This is a genomic window from Bradyrhizobium sp. CIR48, assembly GCF_014198315.1.
Classification (GTDB): Bacteria; Pseudomonadota; Alphaproteobacteria; order Rhizobiales; family Xanthobacteraceae; genus Bradyrhizobium.
Window position 1 is genome coordinate 1 of the sequence record NZ_JACIHG010000003.1, and the last position, 13,795, is coordinate 13,795.

General features: G+C 58.3%; 9 protein-coding genes and 1 pseudogene. 1 reads left to right on the forward strand and 9 read right to left on the reverse strand.

What is annotated here, in order from left to right:
* The 3 genes from GGD66_RS10505 to GGD66_RS10515 form a co-directional block, all read right to left on the reverse strand.
* A partial coding sequence (locus GGD66_RS10505; protein WP_246788820.1) for an amino acid adenylation domain-containing protein occupies nt 1-2,030 on the reverse strand: 2,030 nt, incomplete at its 3' end.
* 448 nt (nt 2,031-2,478) lie between these two features.
* Nucleotides 2,479-2,865, reverse strand: a complete 387-nt coding sequence (locus tag GGD66_RS10510; protein WP_104463793.1) for an ectoine synthase — start codon at nt 2,863-2,865, stop codon at nt 2,479-2,481.
* Nucleotides 2,866-4,218: 1,353 nt separating this feature from the next.
* On the reverse strand, nt 4,219-4,428 hold the full coding sequence (locus GGD66_RS10515; protein WP_183257629.1) for a hypothetical protein: 210 nt from the start codon (nt 4,426-4,428) through the stop codon (nt 4,219-4,221).
* 395 nt (nt 4,429-4,823) lie between these two features.
* On the opposite strand from GGD66_RS10515, the gene GGD66_RS10520 reads away from it, so the two are divergent.
* Nucleotides 4,824-5,027, forward strand: coding sequence for a hypothetical protein (locus GGD66_RS10520; protein ID WP_183257630.1), 204 nt, complete (start codon nt 4,824-4,826; stop codon nt 5,025-5,027).
* Between the two features lie 889 nt (nt 5,028-5,916).
* Here GGD66_RS10520 and GGD66_RS10525 read toward each other — a convergent pair.
* The 6 genes and pseudogenes from GGD66_RS10525 to GGD66_RS10550 form a co-directional block, all read right to left on the reverse strand.
* Nucleotides 5,917-6,106 (reverse strand): annotated as a pseudogene (locus tag GGD66_RS10525) (hypothetical protein).
* 1,551 nt (nt 6,107-7,657) lie between these two features.
* The gene (panC, locus tag GGD66_RS10530; RefSeq protein ID WP_183257631.1) at nt 7,658-8,497 is read right to left on the reverse strand and encodes a pantoate--beta-alanine ligase; all 840 of its coding nucleotides are present in this window, start codon (nt 8,495-8,497) and stop codon (nt 7,658-7,660) included.
* Between the two features lie 13 nt (nt 8,498-8,510).
* Nucleotides 8,511-9,383, reverse strand: coding sequence for a 3-methyl-2-oxobutanoate hydroxymethyltransferase (panB, locus tag GGD66_RS10535; RefSeq protein ID WP_183257632.1), 873 nt, complete (start codon nt 9,381-9,383; stop codon nt 8,511-8,513).
* Between the two features lie 1,289 nt (nt 9,384-10,672).
* Nucleotides 10,673-11,938 (reverse strand): adenosylmethionine--8-amino-7-oxononanoate transaminase, encoded by a 1,266-nt coding sequence (locus tag GGD66_RS10540; protein WP_183257633.1) that lies wholly within the window; start codon nt 11,936-11,938, stop codon nt 10,673-10,675.
* Nucleotides 11,935-12,573 (reverse strand): dethiobiotin synthase, encoded by a 639-nt coding sequence (gene bioD, locus GGD66_RS10545; protein WP_183257634.1) that lies wholly within the window; start codon nt 12,571-12,573, stop codon nt 11,935-11,937. The genes GGD66_RS10540 and bioD overlap by 4 nt, the downstream gene beginning before the upstream one ends.
* Entirely contained in the window at nt 12,570-13,721 is a 1,152-nt protein-coding gene (locus tag GGD66_RS10550) for an 8-amino-7-oxononanoate synthase (RefSeq protein ID WP_183257635.1), read from the reverse strand. The genes bioD and GGD66_RS10550 overlap by 4 nt, the downstream gene beginning before the upstream one ends.
* Between the last annotated feature and the right edge of the window lie 74 nt (nt 13,722-13,795).

The following is a 13,795-nucleotide window of genomic DNA, read 5'->3' on the forward strand; positions in this document are numbered from 1 at the left end:
AGGAACTCAAGATTGCCGTCCGGCAGATAACGTGCAAGGTCGCCGGTCCGGTACAGCCGATCGCCCTCGACAAACGGACTGGCGATGAAACGCTCCGCTGTCAGCTCAGGGCGGTTCAGGTAGCCTCGCGCCACCCCCGCCCCGCCAATGTAAAGCTCGCCCACCGCGCCGAACGGCACCAGCCCGCCATGGCCATCCAGCAGGTACACCCGCGTGTTGGCGATTGGACGCCCGACGTGAGGCATCTGGGGCCAACATGACGGATCAGCTGCAAGGTGGTGCTCGGAAATGACGCTGATTTCCGTGGAGCCATATTGATTGATCAATCTCGCGTTCGGGTGTGCTTCGAAGAACGCCCTAAGCAGAGGAGTTGCCTGCAATCGCTCGCCGGCTGTATAAAGCTCTCTTAAAGAGGGCAGCTGCACGCGCTGCGTGCTCCAGACTTCCGCAAAATGATTCAATGCCACGAACGGGAGGAAAAGCCGCTCGATCGCCTCCCGCTCTACAAATTCCAGCAGGTCGGAGAAGCGCCTCCGGGTCTCTTCCCGCAGGAGCACAAGCACTCCGCCGTCCTTCCAACAGATGAACAATTCCTGGCAGGACACATCGAAGTTCAGGGTCGCGAATTGAAGTGTGCGCAGTTTTGACGTGCCAATCCCCGCAAGCGAATTCACAAGCGCGCCATGGGACATTTCTACGCCCTTGGGGATTCCGGTTGATCCGGAGGTATAGATGACATAGGCGAGATGGCGCGATGTGAGGCCAAGCGTGCCCGGGTCCGGGTTCGAAGCCGGCCGCTCGCCCCAAGTCGGGGTCGCCGTCTCCAGATTGACCACCGTCACATCGGCCACGGCTTCGGCGCCCAATGCAGTTCGACCGGCGACATCGCAAAGCAGCAGTTTCGGTTTTGCATCGTCGACAATCTGCCGCAGGCGCGCTGACGGATAAGCCGGATCTAGCGGCAGATAGGCGCCGCCAGCCTTCAGGATCGCCAAGAGACCAACCACGATCGCTAGGCTGCGTTCCAGGCAGATCGCCACCGGTTGGTCCGGCTTGACCCCGAGCTCGATCAGATAATGCGCCAGCCGGTTGGCCCGCGCATTGAGTTCGCCATAGCTCAGTCTCTCCTTCTCATGGACCACGGCAACCGCTTCCGGGGCCTTTTGCACCTGCGCCTCGAACAGCTCATGGATACATCGCTCAAACGAATAAGGCGCCGCCGTCCGATTCAAATCCTCAAGTAGATACCTGCGCTCGTCAGTCGGCAGAATGTCAATTCGGCCGACAGACTGCCCAGCATCGTCCATCACGCCGCGTAACAAAGCTTGCAAATGCTGCGTCATGCGGTCGATCTGCTTGGGCGTTAATCGAGCGGCATCAAAATGCCAGCGGAAGCTCCCATCCAGAGCGCGAACCTCAAAGGTCAGCAAATCGCCGCATAAGGCTTGGCCATCCTTGTGGCTCGTCGTCAGATCGGCGGCGACGGAACAGCTCTCTGTCGTGATTGCAACGCCGATCGGCCAAGGCTGGAGCGCCCGTAACGCCTCCACACTTCGCAATGTCGGGTAGCGCGCGATAAGATCTCGGGCAAAGCTAGCGTGCGCCCTCAGCTGAGCGACTTCGGCCGCTACGGTTTTGCGCACTTCTTCAAAATCGAGAGCAAGTCCGATGCAAACATCCATCGGCACGACGGAGGCGATCAACACCTCGACGAGTTTGGAGCCAGTTTGCAATCCATCCCATGCAGGCTTCCATCCCAGTTGAAATTCTTTTTCCCCCGTCATCCGAGCGAGATAGATCAGCCAAGCCGTTACCAGATATTCCGATCGAGCTTGTGGGGAAAGTTTAGCCAAAGCGCTTGGGGTGAACCACGAACTCGACTGCCATCGGGAAGGCGCCGCAGCCACGGACGATGACACGAAAGGAGGATTCAATATTCTAAACTGCTCGAGCCGCCGTCGCCAAAACTCCTCCCCGCGCGCCAGCAGTTCATGTGCGCCAGATATGCTCTGCACCGGTTCATCGCTCATCCGCATCACCAAATATGGTGCCGGCAGTATCGCAGCTGCCACTCAACGCGTCAGCGCTTCTGGTAAGCGTTCTCATCGAATGACTTTTCCTCTATGGCGTTCTTTAGAGGATTACGCATGTTTCGTGCCAAAGGTGAAATCGAGTGCGATCGCTGCGATCGTCACAGTGGTGCTATGTCAGCTGTCCAACAGCGTCGCCAGACATCGTACAACTGAGCGCGCCATTAATCGGCACAAGCCTCCGCCCGCCTGGGCTTCCGGACAAGCCTGGAATCCCAAAGTAATTTGTCAGCTCAGCCGAACCGCATCGCGCGCACCTTCGCAGAGCCGGGACAAAGAAGTTTTTCTGAGGTCCGCGCGTGCGGTACGGGGCAGTGCTGGATGGCTTGAGTAAATGTTTCTCGCAATTAGCGGCAGTTCATATTGGATTTGCGTTTCTTCACAACGCTCAATACGCGGAGCCTGCAGGGTCGTCGAGCTTGTGGCGTTCGGTTCCGGTGAGGGGCGGGTTGAAGATGCTAACGAGGATCATGTCCTTATCCCGTCCCCCGCGCAGGAGATGCTTGTCATGCTTGTCAAGCACATACATGTCGCCCCGGCGAATGGGAAAGACATTGCCGTCCATGTCCTCGACCTCGCCCTCTCCGCCGATGCAGTAGCAGGCTTCGAGATGATTCCGGTATTGCAGAAGAGAAACGGTGTTAGCGCGCACGACGGTGTGGCAGATGCTAAAACCCATGCCGTCCTTATCCGTCAGGAGGCGGTGGCTAGTACCATTGCCCCAATCGACGAAGTGATCGGTTGCTTCAACCTCGTGCAGGCTACGCACAATCATAGTGTTCGATTGCTCCGTCCAGGTTGAAGTGATTGATCCAAAGGCTGGAGGCGGTTGTTCTGCCCCGGTACTGCGATCTCCCTGTCGCGCGGCCGACTGTGATCTCCGTCGAAAAACCCCGCCGCCGGTTGCTGAGAACCCGTGCAGTAGCCCTAAGGGATTGGCTAGACGCAAAAGCCCTGCCATTCGCCCCACATCGACTATTAAAACTATAGACGCGAGGGTGTTTCGCAGCCGAGCCCGATCGGCGCGTACCGGCTTGATGTTCCACCTTGGTACCGCCGCTTACCATTCTCTTCCCCAGAATGCTGCTGGAGGCATTGCCGGCGACATGAACTGTCTGCAGTCGCAGATTTGGCAAGTCGTTTCCTTCCTTCGTTGCCTTGCCTCTCGCCGCGAATGCGGTTTCCGAGCGTGTCAGCTAGGAGAGCAAATCTCATGCCGTGGTCGCAAACCGATGAAAGATAGAAGTTGCGGCTGTCTCAGCTGGCTAGCGAGTGAGAACGATTTGGCTGGGCGTGTAGCCAATCTAACAAACTGCCGAGATATTGGCCGAATACAAACAGGTCCGCGAGCAAGAACCGGTCGAACAGCGCGGACCGTCAAGATCCCCAAACCGCTTCCGCGCTTTAGAAGTTGCAAACTACTCCTGGCGTCACCAGAAAACATGTTGTGAACGTCGGAAATTTTGGCACATGCTGCGCCGCCCTGTGGCTGCCCTCTGAGTTGTTTCTCTTTTTCGCAACCTTGCGCTTCCGCTTCCGAGCTCTGGCCGCCGATTTAGCAGACTTTGACTTGGAGGGAGCGGGAGAGCCGCGACCGAATTGAGCGCGTTGCGACGATCTCTGACGTATCTCGTCCCGGCGTGCGCCACCAATTTGAGAAATCGGTCGCTTATCCCGAACACCTGTAGCTTCCAGACAATCAAGAGCCGCTGCACCAGCTTCTCGCGGTGAACGGCAGACAGACCGGGGCGCGAGCGAGAGACAGCTTCCACATGCAGCTGCGCCACCAAAGCTCGGGCGAGCGCGCGGAATGCTTCTTGAGGTTCATGCTCGGACGCCTCAAATGCGCACTCGGTGACCTTATCGGATATAATTCGGGTTCGAATGCCGTGACCAGCCCGCTCGTCGCGATGACAGTGACACGAGGCCGCTCGCTCGCGCGACCATTTTGGTTCGTTGGGTCGCGTGCGCAGTCCCAGACACACTCTAATATATTGATCTTGAATTAGATTCCATCGACGCAGCTGGAGCGCCCCTCAGTAGAACTGAGGTCCCACCGCGCCCCCGCGCAAGTCAGCAGATCACGCCGCCGGGGTCCGGAACGCGCGCGCGGTTCGCGGCTCCTCGCCTAGCTTGCCGGCATGTCCGCCCCCTTCCGAAGGCTAAACGCGAGCGGGAAGGTCTCGGCCGAAAGAGACTCGAGCGCGGTCTGCTCTTCGAGCAGGCGGTTTTCGATGAACTGACGTTCGACATCCGACAGGTTCGACTTCAGCAGGCGACGATAGCGGTGGATGTTGTCACGGTGAGCACGAATGCAGGCCAAAACTTCATCGAGCATCCTGGACGCTCCTGACGTCGTCGCAATCTCTACGAAGAGATGTTCAGGCGGGCATGTCGTCGGTCAACGCGCCGCTGTCATCGCATCGCGGAAGCCGTTCGGCAGGAGGATAAGAACCGTGGCAGCTCTTGAAATCATTCCCCCAGCTAGCCTAGCATTTCCATCGCGACGATCCGCAGCCTTTTTGGCTCGCCATACGCCGTCTTTCTGCTCGGCCAGTCCCTCAAACAGAGCTGGACGCTTGTGAAGCGCGAGGAATAGTCGGTCACGCCCCGGGTGCCGGACGCTTGTCGCCAACAAGCTCGCCCGTCAGTACTCTCTCCCGGCGGGCTGAACATCATTTGCCGATGTGCTATACGCTTCTTCGTTGAGAACAGCTTTGTTTGAGAGTTTCGATGTCTCTTTCGATTGGATTGATTGTGGACGGCTATGTGAAACTAAACGACCGCAGCGCGCTGGAGAACCTTCTGACGCATCGGCGGGAGCTACTGCAGCAGTTGAACTGCGTTACCGGAATTGATCCGAAGCCAGCGATCGCTCAGGTCGGTCAAGATATCACAGTGATCGAAAGGGCACTTGCGGCGCTCGCACAGGAGTAAACAGCAACGGCGCGCCGGCTCGCTTGAGTTGATCGCGCTCCCGCGCCGAACACTGAGTTAGCCAGCGTTTGCGGATGAGTGTTACAGCACGACGCCTCACCGGCTCGTGGCGCGCAAGGATGCGTGCGCCAAGGCTTGGATGCGCTGCCTTTTGTGCCAGCTGCTCTCTTCTTTCAACCCTCGGCCGCTCGCAGCGAGCAAAGTGCCAACCGTTTCACATATGCAAATGCGGGGCGGCGGCTTGCATGGGCCTATCGTGACGTATCGTGGTAATGAACGGGGGTACTAAGATTGACTGACGGCGCTTGTTCGCAAAACAGATTCTTTGTGCGGAAGGGCGGGAAGGGTTGGATGGTTTATGATCGGGAACGTAAGGGCCCAGCGCTGATTGGAACCAGCTTGGCAGCCAATCTAACCATTGGACAAGCCGAACGGACAAAGCAGATGCTCACCGCTTCGCGGGAAAACAAGGTCTGATTTTGAGCAGAGCATCGAGATGCCAGGTTGTGTGATCGTTCGAGCCTGCACATGCGATGGGAGTAAGAGCGTATCAACTCCCGCCGCCAGGAACGCTCGAGCGCAACGATACGACACTTCGCCGAAATCTCCATCGCACAAACGTCCCGTTGGACGCGTGGTTGACGAACACCGCATGCCGCTTCTCAATCGGCACACCGACCACCCGCACGCTGGTGAATGTCGCCCAGAAATGAACAATGAACTTCAAGCGCGGAGCCGTTCGCGTCCTCTGCGCGCGAAAGGATGCGCCATGACAATGCTCCATCGGATAACGCGCATCATGTGTGACGTTGGCCCGCCATCGATTTGTGACCACGATACAGCCCTGAGAGCTGGCCAGATCGCTACGCCGCAGGCGACGCGATTAGATCTATCGCCACATCGTTGGTGCTTTCGAAAGAGCTTCCTGACCGATCTGTTTAAGCAGATCGGGGCGCGTCTCACCTCTCCAGGATTTTGGAGGCAACGTAGGCGCGGACGCCGGCGTCATACGGTGAGACGTTCTCGCAAACCTCATCCAGGATCGTGCGCAGGAGCGCGGTCGTGGCACCGTCCAGCATTGGGAGATCTCCCTCACCCCATCGAGGAAGATAATGGGCATTTGCTGGACCGCAACGCAAGACATCAGACCGTATGAGGCTTCGCGACTGCGGGTCACCCGATTTTCACGGAGGAGCAATGTCCAGCATCTCTGCGATGGCTGATCCATTGCAGCAGCTCGCTTGATCGACCTGCTTTAGTTTTCTCGTCGCCCCTCTCGGCTTAACAGACAAGCTTGGCAGGGCTCAGAGCCTAAGTTGACACCCCGCGGTCATGCTCTGCGATGACGTAGGGCATGCTCGGCCATCTATTGCGCGCCGGACTGGCTGGCCGGCTGCGGCAGGCCAATGTTCGGACCCTGCTAGTTCGTTGCCGACCTCATCAGGTTCAATTGCCGCCAGAGGATTTGCCGCTTATCGAGCCTGCTGCGTCCAACCAAGCTCGAGCGCTTCGCATCCTGTCTGGCGACGAAATCGCGCGAGATCCGACGCCCACCCTCAGTGACCCGTGACTCGCGCCCCTAGGCGCTCTTGGCGATCTTCGGCTTTACGCAGCTTGATCGGGGAGAAATTTCGCGGTTATAGGCGTGTGGCTATTGATCCACAATCGCACGTATTGGCAGCACACGATTTTGAGCGATCCTCCTTTGGGAATGCCCGCTTGCAGGCGGGTGATCTCAGTAGCGACTTGCGTTTTCGACATATAAGCCTGGTGTAGCTGAAGGACCCCAGCACGGACACGCGAGCGTCGTGTGAAAATACATCGGGGTCGCTGCCGCAATGCAGGATTTGAGCGCGGGAGCGCGGCTCGTCGCATTAATCGATATTGCCATTTTGTTACAGTCTCCGCCCGGAGCAATCACATGCAGCCCGGGGCGGCATATTCCGCGGCCACATTGTGAGCCATTACTGCAACTGAGCATGAGGCATGAGCGAGATGGCGTCGCCGAAAGTGCCGTCCATCTGCGAGCTGGGCCCGAGCCCTTTGCAGGGAGTGAGCTAACACACCAGCCCACCCGCGTGCTGCATGTGAAACGCTCCGATCTGACGTCGAGGCGCCTCGTTCAGGAAAGAGAAGCGCCTGGGCTGTTCAGATTTTCTGCTGTGTTTGTCGAATAGGAAAGGGAGCTACATGAATCATCTTTACAGCAGCCGACGTCCCACAACATCTGTGATGACGGCCGAACAGCACGAGCTTGAGCGCTGCAAGCAGGAGATTGCGCGCCTCAAACAGCTCGTTGTACGACTTTCTGAGATTGCTTTGCGCAACGTCGTAGAAAGCGCGCAAAGCGGTCGGAATGTCCCGTGGCGTCTGAGCGAGCCGCCGAAGTCATAATACGGAAAGCGACCTCGCACTTGGCTGCTCTCGGCAGAGTGGAGCGGCCCCGCTCTCGCTCCACTTGTCAGCTGCAGGGCCAATCAACCGACATCAAGAGCTCGAGCGCGGGCAGTTGTTCAGGAGAAGGAGCAATTTCGGATCGCGTTCGAGAACTCTTCAGGATGCTGAGGATTTCAAGGCTAGCTGATCGGGTTCGGCTGCTTCTGAGCGCAGTCGCTTGCGGATCTGGCTAGCTAGGTCAGGACTACATTGTCGATCAACCGAGTCGAGCCCACGTACGCTGCGACACAGAGCACCGCCGGATAGCGCAGAGGGCTCTCGGCAATCCTGAGGGTCCCAGCGTCGACAAGCTTAAGGTACTGGAGTCGATCGACCCTTTCCAAATGCTTTCTTGCAAGCGCAATCAGCGTTGACGCCTCCCGCTCCCCGGAGGCAAACTCTTGGGCTGCGGCGAACAAGCCATGGCTGATCGCAAGGCTCCGACCACGTTCTTCCGGGCTGAGATAACGGTTGCGACTGCTCATTGCCAGCCCGTCGGGCTCCCGCACGGTCGGCACGGTGACGATCTCGATCGGAATATTCAGATCAACAGTCATGCGGCGTATCACAGCGCATTGCTGAAAATCCTTCTGTCCAAAGTACGCGGCGTCCGGCTGCACCATGTTGAATAGCTTGCAGACGACGGTCGCGACACCACGAAAATGTCCTGGCCTGAAACCTCCGCAGAGCGGTTCTGCGAGTTCGCCCGGCTCGACAAATATCTCAAACTGAGCCGGATAGATCTCCTCTGCACTTGGCGCGAAGATGATGGAGACCCCGGCACTACGGCACAAGGCTTCATCGCGGGCGAAGTCCCGAGGGTACCTGCTGAGATCCTCATTTGGGCCGAACTGAGTGGGGTTGACGAAGATGCTAACGACAGTTACGTCGCAGTGTCCACGGCTAGCCGAGATCAGGGACAGGTGGCCGTCGTGCAGGTATCCCATCGTCGGAACGAACCCGATGCGCTTATCGGAGTTGCGGACGTCTGCAAGGGCCCGACGCAGCTCAGCGACCTTCGTAATGACTTGCATTTCTTACCTTGATTCAGGTGGAATTGGAGGGCACCCAGTTGGCGATGGCATGGCGAAGCTGATCGGGAAGCCGATAGCACTCCTCTGAGCCCGGGAATGCACCTTTGCGGATATCGGCAGCCCAGCGCGACAGCGCCTCCTGGAACAGCTCGAATCCATTTGTATAGGCACGAACGAATTTGGGGCGATGGCCTTCGGTTAGCCCCAAGACATCATGGAACACGAGCACTTGGCCCGAGCAATCAGGTCCTGCTCCGATCCCGATGGTGGGTATCGTGAGAAATTCAGTCGCTCGCGCGGCGAGCTCGGCAGGAATCCCCTCCAGGACCAGGGCGAAACAGCCGGCTTCCTGCAGACGGTGCGCGTCATCGAGCAGCCGCAAGGCGGTATCCGTCGTCCTTCCCTGCACCTTGAATCCACCCATGACGTTGACGCTCTGCGGGGTCAGACCGAGATGCCCCATCACAGGAATTTCGCAATCGACCAAGGCGCGTACCATGTCGACGCGTTTGGCACCACCCTCGAGTTTCACAGCATCGGCGCCACGCTGCAGAAACCCGCCTGCATTGCGAATCGTATCTTCAGAACCGACATGAAAGCTCAGAAAGGGCATGTCGGCCACAAGCAGGGCATGAGGCCTCGTGCGCGCAACAGCCTCCAGGTGATGATTCATCATGGCCACGCTGACGGGCAGCGTGTTGTCGAATCCCAGGCAGACGTTTCCGACGCTATCGCCGACCAGGATGATATCGACAATGGGATCCGCGATGCGCGCCGCAACCGCATCGTAGGCGGTGGTCATCACGACACGACGTCCTTCATCCTTCCACTGCTGCAGTGCCGGAATCGTGACAGGCTCTAGAGGCTGCTCTGAACTGTGGCTCATATTGAATCCGCTCCCACACACCGTCGGCGCTTCCTAGAGAACGCAGGAGAAACCTGTCAATGGCATGGAGGATGGAGACCCCAGCTCTCTAGAACTGAAGAACAATGCAAAAACAGTCCAATGGTCGCGCAACCATGAGGCAAGACCTTCCTCATCGCAACTTCACCAGCCGAAGGCTCGTCTCCCCGCACGGTTTCAGCGACTATCCCGGCCGCCGCCTCGATCGAGGAGTGGCGCTCGCGACCACCATCTGCATGCGTTTTCTGGGCTGATTGCAGTGTCTCCAAACGGTGGCGGCTCGACCGACGGTGCTGCAGATGCACGCAGTGAGAGACTTCGTCTTTTGGGGCACTTCTCCGAGGCTGCCACCCTAGGGGTACTCGTGAGGCTCCTGCTTCGGCGCTGGCGCACCGAGAAAAGCAAACGGATCCCAGGCCAGGAACGCCCAAACGTGACAGGCCGCTGTAGCGGAGCGAGAATGGCGCTCGAGTACATGTCGTCGCGAAGGCGCTCAGACCGAGCCAGCCTGGCGGCCCTGTAGGTCCTGAAGTCGATTATTTTTGCCGATCTTTCTGTCACTTGATTTCCACGCGCTCTAGAAGGCCACCCGAATTCGCAACAAGTCTGACCAGGGCGGTACCGGTCCAACTCGGTCTAGTCCTAAGCCGCTCGCAACCATCGAAGCCATATCTGATCGGCCTCTCGTCGCGCCTTGAAGCGGTTGACGCATTTCTTGGAGCAAAGGGCCGTTCGCCAGCAGTAATGGCGGATCAGCCCAAACTTTCCGCCGCATATCGCGCAGCATGTGGCTGAATGGTCGAGTGAATTACGGAAGCCAATGTGCATTCTCGCCTCCTGTCAGACATTCACCTGCGAAGCCCCGTAGCCCTCTCACGGCAGCACCACCATCGCACCAAAGGTGCGGCCGCCCGGCGGTCCTTCTCAATGGTCTTGCAGCCATCAAGAGCATGACTCTGGTTGCGGCTGCCTCGCGAAGCAGTACTTTTCGCAGAATGCCTCGCCGAGAATTTGCTCATGATAATGGATTTCTCTATCGTGATTACCGCAATTCGCTCGACATTTCGGCCAAATGCTGCAGCTCTCATGGCTAGTCCGCAGGATTGCTGCGGCAGTTGGATCAGGAGCGATTAAAGCAAGTGTCTTAAAGCACGGTCCAGCCTGCGAGCCATGGGTGCTGCATCCTCCTTTGCACTATCAAACGGCAGCAATACCGACACTTTCGCCTTGCAAGATCCCGTCACTGAAGACGATTGCAACTGTTATGCATCTCACATCAGCAAGTCAGCAGCGTCACGGATGGCAGCATAAATTTCATCAAGGTCGGCCGCCGTAACGCAGTAAGGCGGCATCACGTAGATCGTGTTACCGAGTGGGCGTAACAGCAGATTCCGCGCTTGGAAGAATGCCAAAAGCTTCGGCCCGATGTCCGCCAGATAGCCGGCATCGCTCGTGATGAGTTCAAGCGCTGTGACTGTTCCTGTGCGTCGGACGTTTGCGAACCGTGAATCGGCGCAAAATGGCGCGAGTGCCTGTTCCTGCATCCTGGCCAAGGATGCGACCCGCCGGCGATATTCCTGGTCCTGCCATAGGTCCAGATTGGCCTTGGCGGCGGCGCAGGCCAATGGATTGGCCGTATATGAGCTCGAATGAAAAAACGTACGCGTGCGATCTTCAGAATAATGCGCATCAAAAATATCGGCACGACAGAGTGTGACAGCGAGCGGCAGCGCCCCAGCCGTGAGGCCTTTCGAATAGCAGGCAATATCGGGCGTGACATCGGCCTGCTCACACGCAAACAAGCTACCCGTCCGGCCCCAGCCCGTCATGACCTCGTCGGCAATGAACAGGACGTCGAAGGCTTCGCAGATCCGCTTCATCTCTCCTAGCACCGAGGGAGAATACATCAGCATTCCACCGGCACCCAATATCAGGGGCTCCACGATAAAGGCTGCGGGATGTTCGTTTCGACACGCGTTTTCAAGCGCATCGAGGGCTATTTGCTCACGATCTCTTGCCGGGAACGGAATCGAGGTCACCTCGAACATCAGCGCCCCGTAGGCCGCATTGAAGACGCCTCGGCTGCCTACCGACATCGCCCCGATCGTGTCGCCATGGTACGAGTGCTGCATCACCACAATTTGGGTTCGCTGTCTACCGGTGTTATGCCAGTAGCCGAGCGCCATTTTCAGCGCGACTTCGACGCTGGTTGATCCGCTATCGGAGAAGAACACATGCTCGAGCGCCGGGGAGGTGACCTTCAATAGTTCCGTCGCAACTAGCTCAGCCGGGTCGTGAGTGTATCCGGCGAAGATGACCTGGTTGAGCTTACCTGCCTGTTCTCGGATCGCGTTCACGATGCACGGATGGCAATGGCCGTGGGTCACGACCCACCAGGAGGAGATTGCATCGATAAGGCGTCGGCCATCTTCGGTGTAGAGATAAGCCCCCTCTCCCCGCAGCACCTTCGTCATGTCCCGCTGTAGAGCATGCTGTGTGAACGGGTGCCAGATCGGCGACCTCTTGGTTATTGTCATAGGTTCAGGAAATCACTGCCAACAAAGGAGTCTTTGAAAGCGGCCTGCAGCCTGTCGTTCGTAAGGGGAACAAGCCACGGGAGCCGTCCCAACCAACGCACTCTCCCGATCTCGCAAACCGCGCTTTCAGTTTCGGCGTTTCTTTCGCCAATGAACGCAACTCCAAGGATTCGAAGCTGACGCTTGCGAAGAGCCTCTATGGAGAGCAGGGAGTGATTGATTGTGCCCAGTCCCGTCCTTGCGCAAAGCACGACGGGAAGCTGCCAGCGCTCAAAGATGTCCATGTAAAGAGTGCGCGCTGTCAGCGGGACCATAAGTCCGCCGGCGCCCTCGATCACGAGTTGCCGCTCGCCACTGTCCGGCAGTTCAAGCATCTCTGTGTCTATGAGAACGCCGTCGATCTCCGCGGCGTAATGAGGCGACGCAGGCGTCCGAAGTCGATAGAGCTCCGGGACAATCCGATCGGATGAGAGGCCGCCGAGGCGGCGGACGCACTCGGAGTCGGTCTCTTGTTCGAGTCCAGCCTGGACCGGCTTCCAGTAATTCGCGCCGAGAAGGCTGGCGAGCCCTGCGGAAAATACCGTTTTTCCGACCCCGGTGTCCGTACCAGTCACGACGATCCGCTTATTTGTCAAAACGAGCCCCTCGTCACCTCGACAAGCGCATCGAGCATTGCGCGCACGTCCGCTTCCCCAACATTGAGTGTCAACGAAATTCGCAAACGGGCGGTGCCCGCTGGGACGGTTGGCGGCCGAATTCCGCGGATGTCGAAGCCGCGCGCCTGCAGATCAGAGGCAAGTCGCAATGCATGAGCATTGTCACCCACGATGTACGGCACGATCTGAGAGGTCGACGGCGTGTGCAAACCAAGAGAGGTGATCTGCCGATGCGCGAACGCAACGATTTTGGCCAGCCGTTGCTGCCGCTCCGGCTCTTTCTGCAGGATGAGGAGTGCCTCTCGAACGGCAACGGCCATCAATGGTGATGGGGCGGTGGCAAAAATAAACGGACGGCAGCGGTTGACCATGAAATCGCGCAGGATGCCGGAGGTCGTAACAAGTGCACCTGCCGCACCGAGCGCTTTGCCGCAGGTATGAACGACGATGAGATTGTCGCGCCTGTCATATGGGGCCGTGAGCCCCCGTCCCTGATGCCCGTAAGCACCTGTGGCATGAGCCTCATCCACGATCAGAAATGCGTCATGGCGATCGGCGATTGCCACCAGTTCCTTGAGTGGAGCGAAGTCGCCATCCATACTGTAGAGACTTTCGGCCACAATCCAGACGCGGCCCGCTCCACCTTTGGTTCGCCAGTCGCGAATTGCGTCTTCGACCGACTGGGGATCATTGTGCACGTGAATTCGGCACTCTGCGCGCCCGGCTCGCGCCCCTTCGTGAATACTGGCGTGCACTAGCGAGTCGAGAACGAGCAGATCGCCGCGCTGCGGCAGCGTTGTCAGGAGGGCAAAATTTGCGATGTAGCCGCCTCCAAAGAAAAGCGCTGCCTCTGCTCCAAAGAACTGAGCCGCTTCCGCTTCGAGCTGTTCATGCTCCTCGCAATTGCCGCGCAGAAGCCGCGACCCGCCGGCTCCAACCGGAGTGCCCGCCTCGAGCGCGGCGACCATCGCCTTTTTGATGCGCGGGGCGCTCCCGAGCGCCAGATAGTCGTTGGATGCGAAATCGATCCCCACGCGCGGCTTGAGACAGCGCAGCCGTTTATCTTCGTTCAAACTATTCAACGCTGCGACGTAGGGACTAAGTCTAGCTGCTTGGATTGCCCGCATTCATCGCTCCCAGGATCGCATCAAATCACGCAAAAGATCCGTTGGCCGTTGCAGAAGGAAGGATGGCCCGTGGG

Coding starts and splice junctions, on each gene's coding strand:
- panC (WP_183257631.1), bottom strand. CDS start 8,497: ATGCAAGTCATTACGAAGGTCGCTGAGCTGCGTCGGGCCCTTGCAGAC.
- panB (WP_183257632.1), bottom strand. CDS start 9,383: ATGAGCCACAGTTCAGAGCAGCCTCTAGAGCCTGTCACGATTCCGGCA.
- GGD66_RS10510 (WP_104463793.1), bottom strand. CDS start 2,865: ATGATTGTGCGTAGCCTGCACGAGGTTGAAGCAACCGATCACTTCGTC.
- GGD66_RS10515 (WP_183257629.1), bottom strand. CDS start 4,428: ATGCTCGATGAAGTTTTGGCCTGCATTCGTGCTCACCGTGACAACATC.
- GGD66_RS10540 (WP_183257633.1), bottom strand. CDS start 11,938: ATGACAATAACCAAGAGGTCGCCGATCTGGCACCCGTTCACACAGCAT.
- GGD66_RS10520 (WP_183257630.1), top strand. CDS start 4,824: ATGTCTCTTTCGATTGGATTGATTGTGGACGGCTATGTGAAACTAAAC.
- GGD66_RS10550 (WP_183257635.1), bottom strand. CDS start 13,721: ATGCGGGCAATCCAAGCAGCTAGACTTAGTCCCTACGTCGCAGCGTTG.